17 protein-coding genes are annotated in these 15,534 nt (G+C 70.7%); 12 read left to right on the forward strand and 5 right to left on the reverse strand.

Translation table 11 applies throughout. From position 1 onward, the window contains the following. Positions 1 to 136 precede the first annotated feature (136 nt). From thrC to ACWJIO_RS03570, 3 genes are all read left to right on the forward strand, one after another. Positions 137 to 1,402, forward strand: a complete 1,266-nt coding sequence (gene thrC / locus ACWJIO_RS03560) for a threonine synthase (RefSeq protein WP_480311531.1) — start codon at positions 137 to 139, stop codon at positions 1,400 to 1,402. Between the two features lie 100 nt (positions 1,403 to 1,502). Then, positions 1,503 to 1,778 (forward strand): MoaD/ThiS family protein, encoded by a 276-nt coding sequence (locus ACWJIO_RS03565; protein ID WP_480311413.1) that lies wholly within the window; start codon positions 1,503 to 1,505, stop codon positions 1,776 to 1,778. Between the two features lie 127 nt (positions 1,779 to 1,905). Then, a complete protein-coding gene (locus tag ACWJIO_RS03570) occupies positions 1,906 to 2,889 on the forward strand; it encodes a cupin domain-containing protein (RefSeq protein WP_480311415.1) in 984 nt (327 codons plus the stop codon). On the opposite strand, the gene ftsH is transcribed toward ACWJIO_RS03570, so the two are convergent. After that, positions 2,833 to 4,608 (reverse strand): ATP-dependent zinc metalloprotease FtsH, encoded by a 1,776-nt coding sequence (gene ftsH / locus ACWJIO_RS03575; protein ID WP_480311416.1) that lies wholly within the window; start codon positions 4,606 to 4,608, stop codon positions 2,833 to 2,835. The genes ACWJIO_RS03570 and ftsH overlap by 57 nt on opposite strands. 216 nt (positions 4,609 to 4,824) lie before the next feature. On the opposite strand from ftsH, the gene rpmF reads away from it, so the two are divergent. Beyond that, complete coding sequence (gene rpmF / locus ACWJIO_RS03580) at positions 4,825 to 5,001, forward strand: 50S ribosomal protein L32 (protein ID WP_186699359.1); 177 nt, start codon at positions 4,825 to 4,827, stop codon at positions 4,999 to 5,001. On the opposite strand, the gene ACWJIO_RS03585 is transcribed toward rpmF, so the two are convergent. From ACWJIO_RS03585 to ACWJIO_RS03595, 3 genes are read right to left on the reverse strand one after another with little or no spacing between them, the layout of a single operon-like run. Continuing rightward, positions 4,965 to 5,942 (reverse strand): hypothetical protein, encoded by a 978-nt coding sequence (locus ACWJIO_RS03585; RefSeq protein ID WP_480311418.1) that lies wholly within the window; start codon positions 5,940 to 5,942, stop codon positions 4,965 to 4,967. The genes rpmF and ACWJIO_RS03585 overlap by 37 nt on opposite strands. Continuing rightward, entirely contained in the window at positions 5,942 to 6,274 is a 333-nt protein-coding gene (locus ACWJIO_RS03590; protein ID WP_480311419.1) for a DUF565 domain-containing protein, read from the reverse strand. The genes ACWJIO_RS03585 and ACWJIO_RS03590 overlap by 1 nt, the downstream gene beginning before the upstream one ends. Positions 6,275 to 6,285: 11 nt before the next feature. Further along, positions 6,286 to 7,023, reverse strand: coding sequence for an HAD-IA family hydrolase (locus ACWJIO_RS03595; protein ID WP_480311421.1), 738 nt, complete (start codon positions 7,021 to 7,023; stop codon positions 6,286 to 6,288). Between the two features lie 52 nt (positions 7,024 to 7,075). Between ACWJIO_RS03595 and recJ the strand changes: the two genes are divergently transcribed. Both recJ and ACWJIO_RS03605 read left to right on the forward strand, forming a co-directional pair. Beyond that, positions 7,076 to 8,989: a single-stranded-DNA-specific exonuclease RecJ gene (recJ, locus tag ACWJIO_RS03600; protein WP_480311422.1), complete on the forward strand. Its 1,914-nt coding sequence runs from the start codon at positions 7,076 to 7,078 to the stop codon at positions 8,987 to 8,989. After that, entirely contained in the window at positions 8,989 to 10,326 is a 1,338-nt protein-coding gene (locus tag ACWJIO_RS03605) for a chloride channel protein (protein WP_480311423.1), read from the forward strand. Before recJ ends, ACWJIO_RS03605 begins: the two co-directional genes overlap by 1 nt. Here the strand turns inward: ACWJIO_RS03605 and psb30 are convergent. Then, positions 10,305 to 10,412 (reverse strand): photosystem II reaction center protein Ycf12/Psb30, encoded by a 108-nt coding sequence (psb30, locus tag ACWJIO_RS03610; protein WP_006041509.1) that lies wholly within the window; start codon positions 10,410 to 10,412, stop codon positions 10,305 to 10,307. The two genes, ACWJIO_RS03605 and psb30, sit on opposite strands and share 22 nt — an antisense overlap. 138 nt (positions 10,413 to 10,550) lie before the next feature. Between psb30 and ACWJIO_RS03615 the strand changes: the two genes are divergently transcribed. From ACWJIO_RS03615 to ACWJIO_RS03640, 6 genes are all read left to right on the forward strand, one after another. Further along, the gene (locus ACWJIO_RS03615) at positions 10,551 to 10,958 is read left to right on the forward strand and encodes a YkgJ family cysteine cluster protein (RefSeq protein WP_480311425.1); all 408 of its coding nucleotides are present in this window, start codon (positions 10,551 to 10,553) and stop codon (positions 10,956 to 10,958) included. Then, positions 10,955 to 11,317, forward strand: coding sequence for a TMEM165/GDT1 family protein (locus tag ACWJIO_RS03620; protein WP_480311427.1), 363 nt, complete (start codon positions 10,955 to 10,957; stop codon positions 11,315 to 11,317). The genes ACWJIO_RS03615 and ACWJIO_RS03620 overlap by 4 nt, the downstream gene beginning before the upstream one ends. A gap of 6 nt (positions 11,318 to 11,323) precedes the next feature. After that, positions 11,324 to 11,695 (forward strand): TMEM165/GDT1 family protein, encoded by a 372-nt coding sequence (locus tag ACWJIO_RS03625; RefSeq protein ID WP_480311428.1) that lies wholly within the window; start codon positions 11,324 to 11,326, stop codon positions 11,693 to 11,695. 190 nt (positions 11,696 to 11,885) lie between these two features. Continuing rightward, entirely contained in the window at positions 11,886 to 14,264 is a 2,379-nt protein-coding gene (locus tag ACWJIO_RS03630; protein ID WP_480311430.1) for an RNB domain-containing ribonuclease, read from the forward strand. A 3-nt stretch (positions 14,265 to 14,267) separates the two neighbouring features. Beyond that, positions 14,268 to 14,924 (forward strand): flavin prenyltransferase UbiX, encoded by a 657-nt coding sequence (locus ACWJIO_RS03635; protein WP_480311431.1) that lies wholly within the window; start codon positions 14,268 to 14,270, stop codon positions 14,922 to 14,924. 3 nt (positions 14,925 to 14,927) lie between these two features. Then, a complete protein-coding gene (locus tag ACWJIO_RS03640; RefSeq protein ID WP_480311432.1) occupies positions 14,928 to 15,512 on the forward strand; it encodes a hypothetical protein in 585 nt (194 codons plus the stop codon). Positions 15,513 to 15,534 lie beyond the last annotated feature (22 nt).

The following is a 15,534-nucleotide window of genomic DNA, read 5'->3' on the forward strand; positions in this document are numbered from 1 at the left end:
CTGCTCAAAGCGACAAGCCCCGACGAGGCAGCCGCAAGGTCTAGGCCCTTGAATCAATCCCGATCCTGAAAGTCGGCATTAAAACGAGCCCCTGGAAGGCGCTGTTAGGGTGCCACATCAACAACGGGCGATCGCTGTGACGGCCACCCTCTCCCGCTCCACCTTCACCGGTCTGCGCTGCAAGGAATGCGGCCACGCCTATGAAGCCGGCGCCCGCCACGTCTGTGAAGACGTCTGCTTCGGGCCCCTTGAGGTGGTGTACGACTACGAGGCGATCCGCAACAAAGTGAGCCGGGCCACGATCGAGGCCGGCCCCGCCTCGATCTGGCGCTACCGCGACTTCCTGCCGATCGAGGGCGACCCGATCGACGTGGGCACGGGCTTCACGCCGCTGCTCAAGGCCAACAACCTGGCCAGGCGGCTCGGCCTCAAGAGCCTCTACATCAAGAACGACGGCGTCAACATGCCGACGCTCTCCTTCAAGGATCGGGTGGTGTCCGTGGCCCTCACCCGCGCCAAGGAGCTGGGCTTCAAGACGGTGAGCTGCGCCTCCACCGGCAATCTGGCCAACTCCACAGCCGCCATCGCCGCCCACGCCGGCCTCGAGTGCTGTGTGTTCATCCCCAGTGATCTGGAGCTGGGCAAGGTGCTCGGCACCCTGATCTACAACCCCACCCTGATGGCGGTGCACGGCAACTACGACCAGGTGAACCGCCTCTGCTCCGAGGTGGCCAACACCTTCGGCTGGGGCTTCGTGAACATCAACCTGCGCCCCTACTACTCGGAGGGCTCCAAGACCCTCGGCTACGAGGTGATCGAGCAGCTCGGCTGGCAGCTCCCCGATCACATCGTGGCGCCCCTGGCCTCGGGCTCCCTGTTCACCAAGATCCGCAAGGGCTTTGATGAGTTCATCAAGGTGGGCCTGGTGGACGAAAAAGCGGTGCGCTTCAGCGGCGCCCAGGCCGAGGGCTGCAGCCCCATCGCCCAGGCCTTCGCCGCCGGACGGGACTTCATCACGCCGGTGAAACCGAACACCATCGCCAAGTCGATCGCCATCGGCAATCCGGCCGATGGCCCCTACGCCATCGACATCGCCAACCGCACCCAGGGCACCATCGCCGCCGTGAGCGACGCCGAGATCATCGAGGGCATCAAGCTGCTGGCCGAAACCGAGGGCGTGTTCACCGAAACCGCCGGTGGCACCACCATCGCCGTGCTCAGGAAGCTGGCGGAGCAGGGCAAGATCAATCCCGATGAAACCACCGTGGCCTACATCACCGGCAACGGCCTCAAGACCACCGAGGCCGTGGCCGACGTGATCGGCGAGCCCTACACCATCGAAGCCCAGCTCGACACCTTCAAGGCGGCCTGGCAGCAGGCCCAGGCCAGCCACGCAGCTTGAAGGTTCCCGCCCCGAGCAGGGCAACCCGAAGGTTCCGGCCCCACGCCTCGCTGTGCTTCAGCCAGGTCATTTACCTCCTCCCGTCCCCCCGCTTCCCCCCATGGGCATCCAGGTTCTGATCCCCACCCCCCTGCAGAAATTCACCGGCGAGGAGGCCAGCGTGGAGCTGGAGGCCTCCAGCGTTGACGGCCTGATCGAGGCCCTCGAGGGCCGCTTCCCAGGCCTCAAGGCCCGTCTCTGCGATGAAAACGGCAAGCTGCGCCGCTTCCTCAACATCTACGTGAACAGCGAGGACATCCGCTTCCTCGAGAACCAGACCACCGCCCTCAAGGACGGCGACGAGGTGTCGATCGTGCCGGCCGTGGCCGGCGGCTGAGCCGAAGCGCCCGGCCCGTAGCCGTGGTGGCAGCCAGGCAGTCGGGATTGCTCCTGAATAACGTCACTGAACGCAACGTTTCCGCCCTTCCCCGCGAAGCCGGCGGAGCGCCTACCCGGCCCATCCCATGACCCAGGTTCCCCTGCAGCCCCTGAGCTCTTCCACGGCCCCCGCGGCCAGCACCCCAGACGCCTGCCGCTGGCAGGAGAAAGCCCAGACCTTCGACTACCGCCAAGCCGCCAATCCGATCCGCCGCGGCCTCACCGAGCCCATCCCCGACCATCACTGGGGGCCGGAGGTGCACCGCTCAGGCCCCACCGGCGTGATTCCCCTGGACATCAGCGCCACCCTGGGCTGCAGCGGTCCGGCCACCAGCCCCGCCCTCTCGGCCAACTTCCTGCGCATCCTGGCGGGCGAGGGCCTCAAGGCCGCCGCCGCCGCCACCAGCGCCCTCTTCTACGTGCTGCACGGCGAGGGTGAGCTGCACTGGGGCGGCCGCAGCCTCAGCTGGCAGCAGGGGGATGTGATCACCCTGCCCAGCGGCGATGCCCCCCTGCTGCAGGCCAGCTGCGACAGCGTTCTCTACTGGGTGCACGACGCTCCCCTGCTGCGCTTCCTCGGCGCCGAGCCCACCACGCCGCGCTTTGAGGCCACCCACTTCCCGGCCGCGATGCTGGAGCGGGATCTGCAGGCCCTGCTCGCCGATCCCAGCTCGGCCCGCAGCAACCGCCTCAGCCTGCTGCTGGCCAACGCCGACTGCCCCACCAGCCGCACCGCCACCCACACCCTCTGGGCCATGCTCGGCGTGGTGCCGGCGGCCACGGCACAGCGGCCCCACCGGCACCAGTCGGTGGCCCTGGATCTGGTGATCGACTGCGATCCGGGCTGCTACACCCTGGTGGGCACCGAGCTCAACGAGGACGGCACGATCCGCAATCCCAGCCGCTCGATCTGGGAGCCCGGTGCCGCCTTCGTGACGCCGCCGGGCCACTGGCACGCCCACACCAACGAGAGCGGGCGCATGGCGCGGCTGCTGCCGATCCAGGACGCCGGCCTACACACCTACCTGCGCAGCCTCGACATCCGCTTCAGCGGTGGCCTGGCCGGCTGAGGCCTGGGCATCGGCCTCCAGCAGGCTGCGGAAGCTGTCGCCGTCGATGGTCTCCTCGGCGATCAGCCTGTTCACCAGCGTGTCCATCAGGGCACGGCGGGGTCTCAGCTCTGCCACAGCCTGCGCCAGGGCCCGGCGGGCCAGCTCGCGCACCTGCTCATCGATGCGGGTGCTGGTGTCCTGGGAGTAGGGCGGTTCCGAGCGCAGCCAGTCGCGCCCCAGGAACACCTCGGCCCCGCTGCCCTCGAGGGCCTGGGGTCCCAGGCTGGAGAATCCGTAGAGGGTCACCATCTCGCGGCCGATGCGGGCCACCAGTTCCAGGTCACCGACGGCGCCCTGGGTCACCTCGCTGGGCCCGAACACCACCAGCTCGGCGGCCCGGCCGCCCATGGCCACCACCATGCGGGCCTGGAGGTAAGCCTTGCTGATCAGCCCGGAATCGAGCACCTCCTCATCCGGCATCGTGCGGGCAAAACCGCCGACGCCGCCGGCCCTGGGCAACAGGGTCACCTTGTCCAGCCTGTCGGCATGGGGCACCACGCTGGTGAGCAGGGCATGGCCCACTTCGTGGTAGGCGATCAGGCGCTTCTTGGCGGAATCCTGCAGCGGGGCCACCGCCAGGCCCATGGTGATGCGCTCCAGGGCATCGCTGAGGGCCTGGTCATCGATGGCACTCAGCCGGCGCCGGGCCGTGAGAATCGCCGCCTCGTTGAGCAGGTTGGAGAGATCGGCACCGGAGAAACCCGGCGTGCGGCTGGCCCAGCTGGCCAGGGACACCCCCTCGGCCAGGGGGCGGGTGCGGGCATGCACGGCGAGAATCTCCTCCCGCCCGCGGCGGTCGGGCAGATCCACGGTGACGCGCCGATCAAAGCGGCCGGGGCGCATCAGGGCCCGGTCGAGCACATCGGCCCGGTTGGTGGCGGCCACCAGAATCACGCCTGAGTTCTCCTCGAAACCGTCCATTTCGGTGAGCAGCTGGTTGAGGGTCTGCTCTCGCTCGTCGTTGCCGCCGCCGATACCGGCGCCCCGCTGGCGGCCCACCGCGTCGATCTCGTCAATGAAGATGATGCAGGGCGCCTTGGCCTTGGCCTTGCGGAACAGGTCCCGCACCCGGCTGGCCCCCACCCCCACGAACATCTCCACGAACTCCGAGGCCGCCATCGAGAAGAAGGGCACCCCCGCCTCGCCGGCGATGGCGCGAGCCAGCAGGGTCTTGCCGGTGCCCGGTGGCCCGATCAGCAGCACCCCCTTGGGGATGCGGGCGCCGATGGCGGTGTAGCGCTCCGGTGCCTTGAGGAAGGTCACCACTTCCTGCAGCTCCTCCTTGGCCTCGGTGATCCCGGCCACGTCCTCAAAGCGCACCTGCACGGTGTTCTCGGGCTGGACTCTGGGCTTGCTGGCCCCGAACCCCATGGCCCGGTTGGCCACCTTGGAGCCGCGGCGCAGCATCAGCACCAGGGCCCCCACCAGCAAGACCACCAGCAAGCCGTTGGAGAGGAAGGAGGCCGTGGCCATCTCAGCGCGGTCATCGCGCACGGTGAGGGGCACATTGGCTGCTGCGGCGGTGTTCAGCAGCAGCTGGTCGTTGCTGAACACAGGCACCCGCGCTTCCCTGCCGTCCTTGAAGGTCACTGACACATCGCGGCGTCGGGGCGAGAGCACCAGCTCCTGCACCCTGCCCTCGCGCAGGTCGGCCAGCAGGCCGCTGTAGGAGGGCACTGCGGTCTGGGCCGGCGCCAGGTCAGCCTCTGGAACGGGGGTCGCAGCAGAGGAGGAGCCTGGCTTTGGCGCGGCGGTGGTCTCGGGATCAGAAGCGCCTGCAGCAGCCGGAGTCGGGCTCTTGCTCACGGGGGTCCGGCTTTCACACGACTTTAGCGATTTGACGAAAGGCAAGACGGCAGCGGAGGATCCTTGTTTGGTAGTGAGAGATCTGGGATGGCTGTCCCCAAGAAGAAAACATCGAAGGGCAAGCGCAACCAGCGCCACGCCCACTGGAAAGCCAAGGCGGCCACCGCTGCCGGCAAGGCCCTCTCGATCGGCAAGGCCGTGCTGAGCGGCCGCGCCCAGGGCTTCGTCTACCCGATGGACAGCGAAGAAGAGTCCGAGGACTGAACCCCGCCGGGTTCAGCTGCGGCCGTGCACCGAAGACAACGGCGCCGGCCATCGAGCAGGGCTGCAACCGTGCCGGGCTGTGAGGCGAGCGGTTCCTGATAGAGGCCGGGGGGCAGGCTGCAGAGGCTGGCGCGCACCAGACGATTCAGGGCCTCACCGTTCAGCCAGCCCTCCCCCGGATCGCGGCGGCTCCTCCGTTGGCGGGCTTCGGCCTGCAGGCGCCAGCGTCTGGGCAGGCTCCAGTGCAGCGGCCGCAGCAGCCACAGCTCCTCAAAGCGCCGCCAGAGGGGCTGGTAGGCCTCCAGGGCCTGATCCCAGTGGGGCAGCCAGGCCTGCTCCGCAGCCGTGAGTGCCGGTGCTCCGTCAGAGCCTGGTTCCAGCTGAGCTCGCTCCAGCACGGCGGCGCCGAGCGGCTTGCAACCCAGCAGCCAGCCCTCCAGCAGCACGGCCTCGCAGGCCACGCTGTCCATGCCGGCGCGGTCACCCTCACCGCCGCGCAGGCGCTTGTCGAAGCGGGGCAGTCGCCAGGGCTCCCCCGCCGCCCAGCCCTCCAGGCTCTCGGCCAGCAGGGGAAGGTCGTGGCTGCCTGGCGGCACCCGGCTGACGCCGAAGGGATTGCCGGCCATGGCCCGCTGGCGCTGCGGCCAGGGCAGGTAGTAGTCGTCGATCGAGGCCACCCCCAGCCGCAGCCCGAAGCGGGGCGCCAGCTGCAGCAGGGCCCGCCCCAGGCTGGTCTTGCCGGCCCCCACCGGGCCGTTGAGGGCCAGGATCGGCCGGGCCCCCTGGCCCACCCGCAGCCTTAGCCGAGCCAGCAGGGGCAGGGCGAAGGCGTCGGCCAGGCTGGCCTGGATCGGCAGGGCCGCCAGAGCCTCGGCGGGCCAGAGCCGGCGCCACGCCTCCAGATCGGCGATGCCGCAGTGCCGTTGCAGCCAGGGATCCATCAGGTGCCGAGCTTGAAGGCCTCCAGCACCACGGCATACACCAGGCCGATGCGCAGGTTGTCCAGCACCACCCAGCCCAGCCCGGGACGCTCCTGCACCAGCCGGCCCCGCAAGCGCACCACCAGCTCCAGCAGCAGCACCAGCGTCAGCACGGCCATCGGCCGCCCGCCGGGGAAGAACAGCAGCAGGTAGCTGGTGAGGTTGCCACCGGCATAGAAGCCGAGCAACAGGGCCAGCAGCACCACGCTGCGGTGACGCCAGTTGCCGCGCAGGCTGCTGAGCAGTCCCTGGGCCAGGCCCACACTGAACCGGTTGAAACGGGTCGGCTGCAAGGGGTGGGATCTCAGAGCAGGCTCTGCAGATAGGAGAGCGTGATCCGCCCAGCCTGGCAAGGCGGCCCGCGCTGCACCACGGGGTCGCCGCCGAGACCATCCACCACGGCCCGGGCCGCCGCGAAGCGCTCCAGGGGCAGGGGGCGGCTGTAGTGGCTGAGGGTGAGCAGGCAGGGCACCCCTGCCGCCGCCGCCGCCGCCAGTCCCTGGGGGGAATCCTCGATGGCCAGCAGTTCGGCGGCCGGCCAGCCCAGGGCCGTCACGGCCCGTTGATAGGCCTCGGGATCGGGCTTCTTGCGCGCCACGTCCTCACCGCAGAGGCGCAGGCTGAAGGCCGGACCCAGGGGTCCCAGCAACTGCCGCTCCAGGCCCTGCAGGGCCTGGCGGCCGCTGGTGGTCACGATGGCCTGCACCAGGCCGGCGGCCCGGGCCTCCGCCACCAGATCCGCCACACCGGGGCGCAGGCCCAGGCCACCGGCGGCCAGGAGGCTGCGGTAGTGGCGCTGCTTGCAGGCCTGCAGAGCCCGCACCCGCTCCGGCAGAGGGGGCTCGCCCTCCAGCTCCGTGAGGGCGGCCCGCAGCCGCTCGTGGCCACCGCTGATCTCGAGCCAGCGGCCGTAGTCGTGCTCCTGCCAGTGCAGCGGCAGCCCGGCCTCCGCGAAGGCCCGGTTGAAGGCCACGCGGTGGCCGTCGCGCTCGGTTTCGGCCAGGGTGCCGTCCACATCCCAGAGCAGGGCACGCAGGGCCATCGAGCCAGGGGGAAGCGCCGGGTGCCCACCAGAATGGCTCCCAACCACGCCGATGGCCCCGTTGCTGCCCCCGCTCGACGAGCAACGCTGGCACCTGCCCACCCCCCTGGGGGAGCTGGCCGATCCCCAGACCCTGGCCCAGCTCAATCCGCCAGGGATGGCGCCCCTGCCAGCGCCGCTGCTGGCGCTGCTGGCCCGCCGCGGCCACCGAACGAGCGCGGCCATCGCGGCCCTGCTGGAGCCTCCCGCCGCACCACCAGCACTCGAGCACTTTCCGGATCTGGCCAAGGCCTTGGAACGGTTGCAGCAGGCCTGCCGCCAGGGCGAGGCGGTGGCGATCTGCGGCGACTACGACGCCGACGGCATGACCAGCACCGCCCTGCTGCTCGGGGTGTTCAAGCGACTCGGAGCCCAGCCGCTGGCCGCCATCCCCAGCCGCCTGGAGGAGGGCTACGGCCTCAATCCCGCCATGGTGGGGCGGCTGGCGGGCCAGGGGGTGACGCTGCTGGTGACCGTGGACAACGGCATCGCGGCGGCGGCGGCCTTGCTGCGGGCCCGGGAGTTGGGGGTGGAGGTGATCGTGACCGACCACCACACGATCCCGGCCGAAGTGCCGCCCTATCTGGCGCTGCTGCACCCCCAGCGCACTCCGGAGGACTCCCCGTTCCGGGGCCTGGCGGGGGTGGGGCTGGCCTACGTCCTGGCGGCGGCCCTGTGTGAGGCGCTGCGGCGCCCCGATGCCCTGCAGATGGCCCGCGACCTGTTCTGCATCGGCACCATCGCCGACATGGCGCCCCTCAACGGCGTGAACCGCCGCTGGCTGCTGGATGGCCTGCCGCACCTGCGCCGCTCGCCCCTGGCGGGGCTGCAGGCCCTGCAGCGGCTGGCCGGGGTGGAGGAGGCGCCCCTCGATGCCCAGGCCGTGGGCTTCCAGATCGCCCCGCGCATCAATGCCGTCGGTCGCCTGGGCGACCCCGCCCTGGTGGTGGAACTGCTCACCACCGAGGACGGGCAGCAGGCCCTGGAACTGGCGCGGCAGTGCGAGGCGCTCAACCGCCAGAGGCGTGAACTCTGCGAGGCGATCGAAGCCGAAGCCCTGGCCCTGCTGGAGGCCGACGGCCCCCAGCGCAGCCCCTTTGTGCTGCTGGCCCAGGGCCACTGGCACCACGGCGTGATCGGCATCGTGGCCGCCCGGCTGGTGGAGCGGCTCGGCCTGCCGGCGGCCCTGCTGGCCGGCGAGGGTGGCGGCAAACTGCGGGCCTCGGTGCGGGCCCCGCGGGGCTTTGCGGTGGACCAGGCCCTCACCCACTGCGCCGACCTGCTCGAGCGCCATGGCGGCCACCCCGCCGCAGGCGGCTTCACGGTGCGCGCCGAGCACGTGGCAGCCCTGCAGGAGCGGCTCAACGGCCTGGCCGGCGCCTGGCTGGAGGTCCAGGGCGGCGGCCATCCGGTGGAGCCGGAGGTGCTGCTGCGCCTGGAGCAGATCGACCGCGACTTCCTGCACCAGCAGCAACGGCTGGAGCCCTTCGGCATCGGCCATCCCCAGCCGGTGTACTGGAGCTCGGCCTGCCGCGTCAGCCAGCAGAAGCTGCTGCGGGGCGGCCACCTGCAGCTGGAGCTGCGCCAGGGCGACCGCAGCCTGCGCGCCATGGGCTGGCGCTGGCAGGGATCGGCCGACCTGCCCGCCTGGGTGGATGTGGCCTACCGGCTGCGGCTGGATCGCTGGCAGGGCCAGGAGCGGCTCCAACTGGAACTGGTGGGCCTGAGGGGCTGCGACGACCCCGAGAGCCAGGGGGAGGTGCGCCTGCAGCGCTGCCAGCGCACCTACTGGTGCCGCCGCCAGGGTGACGGCCTGGTGGTGCGCAACGCCGCCGGGGAGGAACTGCACAGCAGCGCCACGCCCGAACACCCCTATCTCCGAGCCCTGCTGCAGGATGCGGCCCTGGCCCTCGGTCTCGCCGCCTGATGTCCCGCCTGCCCCTGCACCGCCACGACCTGGGCAGCCTGGCCCGGTTGATCCTGGTGGGGGTGGCCGTGGGGCTGACCTGCCTGCCCCTGAATCTGGTGGACACGGCCCAGGCCTTTCTGCAGAAGCAGCTGCCGGCCTTCACCGGCTCAGGCTGGACGCCCCTCTCCATCGCCATCGCGGCGGCGCCCCTGCTGGTGATGCCCGTGCTGCTGGCCCTGCAGGCTCGGCGCCTGGCCCATGGCGCGGGCTCGGGCATCCCCCAGACCCTGCGCAGCCTGGAGCACCCCGAGCGGGCCGAGCAGCTGCTGGGAGCCAGCCCCACCGTGGCTCGCATCGGGCTCTGGACAGCCGCCAGCCTGGCGCTGATGCCCCTGGGGCGCGAGGGCCCCGTGGTGCACCTCGGTGCCGCCGTGGCCGAGTTTCTGCAGCGGCGCTTTCCGCGCCTGTTCAAGGGGGTACCGAGCCGCGACCTGATGGCCATCGGGGCTGGCGCCGGCCTGGCCGGGGGCTTCAACAGCCCGTTGATGGGCACCCTGTTCGTGATGGAGGAGCTCACCGGCCGCTACAGCAGCTCCCTGGTGTGGCCAGCCCTGGTGGCCTGCTCGGCAGCGGCCCTGGTCAGCAATCTCAGCGGCATCCCGCTCTTCCCCCTGGGGCTGCTGGGCATCGCCATGCCGGAGTGGCAGCAGCTGGCCCTGGCCGTGCCGATCGGGGTGGGAGGCGGCCTCCTCGGCGGCCTGTTCGCGCGCCTGCTGCTGTTCAGCAGTGGCTGGCTGCAGCCGCGGGTGCGCAGCCAGCCCTGGCGATGGGGCCTGGCGCTCGGGGCCGGGTTGGCCCTGCTGGCCCTCGGTAGTGGCGGCTGGAGCGGCGGCGATGGCGAGGCCCTGATGGGCCAGCTGCTGGTGGAGCGCGGACCGCTGCCGGTTCCGGGCTCACCCCTCGGTCTGGTGGGCTGGATCCTGGTGCTGGCCTCACGGCTGGTGGCCCCGCTGCTGGCCCTGGGCGCCGGAGTGCCCGGCGGCCTGATCGATCCCGCCCTCACCATCGGCGCCGTGTTCGGCAGCGGTGTGCTGGCCATCCTGGGATCCAGTGCCCAGGTGGGTGTGGCCCTCGGCATGGCCGCAGGCCTGGCCGGTGCAACCCAGCTGCCGATGATGACGGTGCTGTTTTCACTGCGGCTGGCCGGCGACCAGCAACTGCTGTTCGGCATCCTGCTCAGCGCCGTGGTGGGGGCCTATGCGGGCCGCAGGCTGGAGTCCAGGCCGATCTACCACGCCCTCGCCGACCTGGACGGCGAGAACAAGCAGGCCGTTCAGAGCGCGCCGCGGCGGTAGAAGAGGATGAAGATGACGGCGGGGCCGGCCAGAGTGATCAGAGCCAGGGCGCCGAAGTTGGCAATCAGGTGAAAGTCGATGCCCATGGCGGCCGGCGCTGGTGGATGAATGTGGGCGATGTTAGTCGGCCTGCTCTGGGGCCTATTGGCACCCCAGGGGTCTGTGACGGGTTGTCATAGGTTCCAGAGGGGCTACTCCGTTGGCGATGCCCATCCAGGCAAGCCATGGCATCACGGCAGCAGCAGCACTGGCAGTGCATCCAGGGCTGCGGCGCCTGTTGCCGGCTCGATCCCTCCCTTAGGCCCGAGGCCATCGCCGCCCTCAGCCCCGAGCAGCAGACCCGCTATCTGGCCATGGTGGGCGCCGATGGCTGGTGCATCCACTACGACACGGGCGGGCGTCGTTGCCGCATCTACGCGGACCGGCCTGATTTCTGCCATGTGAGTGCCCTGGTGCCCCTCTTTGGTGAGCTGATGGCGGCCCCTGACGCCTGCTCAGCTGCTGACAGCACGGCCCAGCCGGAACCGGGCCCCCTGGCCATCGCCTGTTGCCTGGAACAGATCCGCTCGGAGTACGGCGGGCGTGACAAGGTGATGCGTCGATTTCAGCGGGCGATCCGCCGGCGGCCATGAGCAGCGACAGCCAGAGCAGCGCTCATTCCGCGGCCGAACGGAGCAGCTGGGGGGTGGCCTTCATCACCACCTTCACCACTGTGTTCCTGGCCGAGCTGGGCGACAAGACCCAGCTGGCCGCCCTGTTGCTCTCGGCCCAGTCGGGCCGCCCGCTGCAGGTGTTCCTGGGCGCCTCCCTGGCTCTGATCTGCTCCAGCCTGGTGGGGGTGTTGCTGGGCCGCTGGCTGGCCCGGGTGATGCCTGCCCAGCAACTGGAGCGGCTGGCCGGCGGGCTGATGGTGGCCCTGGGGCTGTGGCTGGGGCGTCAGGCGGTGCTCCACCTGGTGGCGCCCGCTCCGAGCCTGCCCCCCCTCTCCTGAAGCGTCATGGACCTTGCCCTGCTGGCCTCCACGTTTGTCACCGTGTTTCTCGCCGAACTCGGCGACAAGACCCAGCTCGCGATCGTGACGATCAGCGGCACCTCGCCGCGGCCAGGGGCGGTGTTCGCCGGCAGCTCCTGCGCCCTGGTGCTGGCCAGCCTGCTGGGGGCCGGGGCCGGCGGCTCGCTCTCGGCCGTGATCCCCACCGACACCCTGCAGCTCGCGGCCTCGGTGGGTTTTCTGGTGCTGGGCATTCGCCTGCTGCTGATGGCTGGAGGGGCCGAGGAGTCCTCCCCGACCAACTCCCAGGGCAGCTCAGATCCAGCCTTGGCGGCTGAGGCCGAGGGGCCGCCAAGCGAGCAGGAGGCGGGTCCCTGAGGGGCGCTTCAGGGGGGCGACCAACCGGCAGCGCTGTGCCCCCGCCCACCCGGCTGCCTAGAGTCGGCGCTGACCGAACGGAAGTCGGTGGACGTGGGCATCGCTCCGAGCCCTGTTCACCACCTCCCCACGCCGCCGCCGGCCCCCTGGGCTGACCCCCGGCGGACCCCGCCACCCAGCTGCTGAATTGATGAAGTTCTCGGTCGCCGACCTGCTCGACCAGCTCCCCGCCGGAGAGCCGCTGCCGATCACCAAAGTGGAGAAGGCCCTTGGCCTGAGCAGCTCCACCGACAAAGCCATGCTCCAGATCGGCGTGGACGCCCTGGTGAAGCTGGGGGTGCTGCAGCAGGCCGAGGAGGGGCTGCAGCGCTGCGACACGCCCGAGCTGATTCCCGCCCGGCTGCGCTGCTCCAGCAAGGGGTTCTGTTTTGCGCTGCGGGAGGACGGCGGTGAGGACATCTACATCCGCGACCACGAGCTCAACCACGCCTGGAACGGCGACCGGGTGCTGGTGCAGGTGACCCGGGAGGGGGGCAGGCGCCGCTCCCCGGAGGGGGGCGTGCGCTGCATCCTGTCCCGTCAGACCACCTCGATGCTGGCCCAGGTGGAGGAGCAGAACGAGCGGCTGGTGGCCCTCCCCCTCGACGACCGCCTGCTGACCACCGTCACGCTGCCGGCTGCCGATTCCAGCTATCTCGATCCCGAGCAGAACTCCGTGGTGGAGGTGGCGATTGATCGCTACCCCGTGGCCCAGTTCTCCCCCCAGGGCCATGTGGCCCGCCGCCTGCCGATCCGGGGGGGCGAAGCCGCCGACCTCGACCTGCTGCTCACCAAGCACCGGCTCAACAACCGCTCCACGGCGCCCCGCACGGCGCTGAAAAGCCTTGCCGCCAAGGAGCGCACCGATCTCAGCGCCCAGCCCTGCCTGCTGATCAATGGCTGGCAGGGGCGCAGCGCCCCTGAGCTGGCCGCCGTGGCCCTGGAAGAACGGCAGGGAGGCTGGACTCTGTGGATCCACACCCCAGCCGTGGCGGAGCGGCTCAGCGCCAACGGCAGCCTCGACGTCTGGCTGAGGGAGCAGGCCGACGCCCTCTGCGCCGGCCGCCAGTGGTTCCCCCTGCTCAGCCCGGCCCTGATCAAGGCCACCGCCTGGAAGCTGGGCGACAGCCAGGCGGCACTCTCAGTGGCTCTGGAGATAAGCCCGGAGGGCGTGCTGGAGCACTACCGCTTCTGCAGGAGCCTGGTGAAACCCGTCGCCTCGGTAGGAGCCGAGGCGCTGGAGGCGCTGGCGGAGCGCAAGCCCAAGGGCCGCACCACCCCGGCCGCCCTGAAACCGATCAAAGACCACTTGAGCCAGCTGGAAGCCTTGGTGGGGCTCACCACGCAGCTCCGCCAGCGCCGGCTCGCCCAGGGCTCCATCGATCTCAAGCTGTCCATGCCCCTGATCGAGAGCCTGGCCGACCTGGCCGTCCCTCCACCGGAAGGCGGCGGCCAGGGCTGGTTCGTGGAACTGCCGGCCCACCACCCCTCAGCGATCCTGCGGGAGGCCTTCCTGGTGGCCGAGATGGCCCTGGGCAACCACCTCAGCACCCTGAACCTGCCCGCCATCTATGCCCTGAATCCGCCTCCTGAGGCCAGTGATCTCAACGACGTGGCCCGGGCAGCCCTGGCCCTGGACATTCCCCTCGAACTCGGTGAGGAGGGCCACGCCAGCGGGGCCGAACTCGCGGCCGCTTTCGCCACCACCGACCGCTGCCGTCCTCTGCAGCAACAGCTGCGGAGCGTGCTCAAGCCGGTGAGCCTCTCAGAACAGCCCGGGGCCCATGCCGTGGCCGGGCTGCCTGAAGAGGAGCGCGATGGCAGGCCGGCGGCCCTGGCCCCCTGGTGCTGCCCCACCTTGCACTACGCCGACATCTGGAACCAGCATCTGCTGGCCCTTCTGCTCAGCGAAGGCAAGGACCGTCCCAGCGTGCGCCACAAGATCGGCGTGGACCTGGCCTCCGATGCCTGCCACGGAGCCATCGACTGGGCCCTGCTGCCCAACAGTGCCCTGGCTCCCTTTCAGCAGGCGCAGGACCAGGGGCTGGTGCAGCGCCTCAACGGCCATCGGCGTTTCCTTGTGGAATTCGAGGCGGATCTGCTGGCCATGGCCCAGGCGCGCCAGGCCGAGCCCCTCGTGGGCCAGGTGTTGCCAGGGGTGATCAGCGGCGTGCAGAGCTACGGCTTCTTCGTGGAAGTGCCCCCCTCCCAGGTGGAGGGCCTGGTGCACGTGAGTTCCCTCAAGGATGACTGGTACGAATACCGCTCCCGCCAGAACCGGCTGGTGGGGCGCAAGAACCGCCGCACCTACTTGCTGGGCGACGCCGTTGAGGTGGAGATCCAGAAAGTGGATGCCCTGCGCCACCAGATCGATCTCGCCGTTCCGGTAACGGAAGACGACGTCCCCTGCGAGGGGGACAGCGACCAGGGCAGGCTCCAGACCATCGACCCCGACGGACTTGATGCCGGGGCGGTCGCAGATCCCGAGATCGACCCCTTCACCCCGGTCGCTGTGCTGAGCGAGGCCTGATCCATGGATCCCGTCGTGCTGGCCGTCTCCGGGGCCTCCGCCCAGCCCCTGGCCCAACGAGCCCTGCAGTTGCTGCTCCAGGCCGGCGAAAGGGTGGAGATGGTCACCAGCCGCGGCGCGATCGGGGTATGGCAGGCGGAACTGGGCCTGCGGGTGCCGAGTGAACCAGAGGCCCAGGAGCAGTTCTGGCGCCAGCAGACCGGCTGCCTCAGCGGCAGCCTGCGCTGCCATCGCTGGAACGACCAGGCCGCGGGCATCGCCAGCGGCAGTTACCGCACCAAGGGCATGGTGATCCTGCCGGCCTCGATGGGCACCGTGGGCCGGATCGCCTCCGGGGTCGCCCTCGATCTCGTGGAGAGGGCGGCCGATGTGCATCTCAAGGAGGGGCGGCCCCTGGTGATCTGCCCCCGCGAGACCCCCTGGAACCTCGTGCATCTGCGCAACCTCACCGCCCTCGCCGAGGCCGGCGCCAGGATCGCCCCGCCCGTGCCGGCCTGGTACCAGCAGCCCAGAACAATTGAGGACATGGTGGATTTCCTGGTGATCCGGGTGTTCGACGTGCTGGGCTTCGACCTGGGTGATCTGCAGCGCTGGCAGGGCCCGGTGCGGGGATTGACGCCGCTGGAACCACGGCCCGGCGGGATCCCTTCCCAGGTCTGAGCCTTGACCCCCCTGCTGCGCCAGCTGCTGCTGCTTCCTCTGCTCGCCCCGCTGCTGGCCGCCCTGCTGATCGGCGCCTTCAACCCCAGGCCTGCGGTGGCCCTGCGCCTGCTGATCTGGACCTCGCCGACCCTGCCGATCGGGGTGTGGGTGATCGTGGCGGCCAGCGCCGGGGCCGGCCTCAGTGCCCTCGGCACCGGCCTGGCCCTGGCCGCCGCCCCCCGCCGCCCCCTGCAACGGCAAGTGCGGCAGCCTCTGGAACGGGGAATGGGTCGCGGCGGCAGCCCCTGGCCTGAGGCCGACGCGGCAGGTGACCCCCGCAGAGGCGCCCCACGGAGCACCCCAGACCCTGCACCGCCGCCGACCCGGGACAGCCCAACAGCGGGCCCCACCAGGGCCGCCGGCGAAGCTGCTCCCACCGTGGCTGTGCCCTTCCGGGTGATTCGCCGCGCCACGGCCGGCGCCTCAGCCTTCTCCACGGAGGCGGCGGTCGTGGCAACGCCAGCTACTGCAGCGGGCCACAGGCCCGCGCAACCAGGCTCCGGGTCAGGGGATGACTGGGGCAGCCCACTCCAGAACGACTGGTGATTGACACAGAAGAGTGTCGGCA

It is taken from the genome of Paraciimarium castrense LEGE 11436 (genome assembly GCF_056633055.1).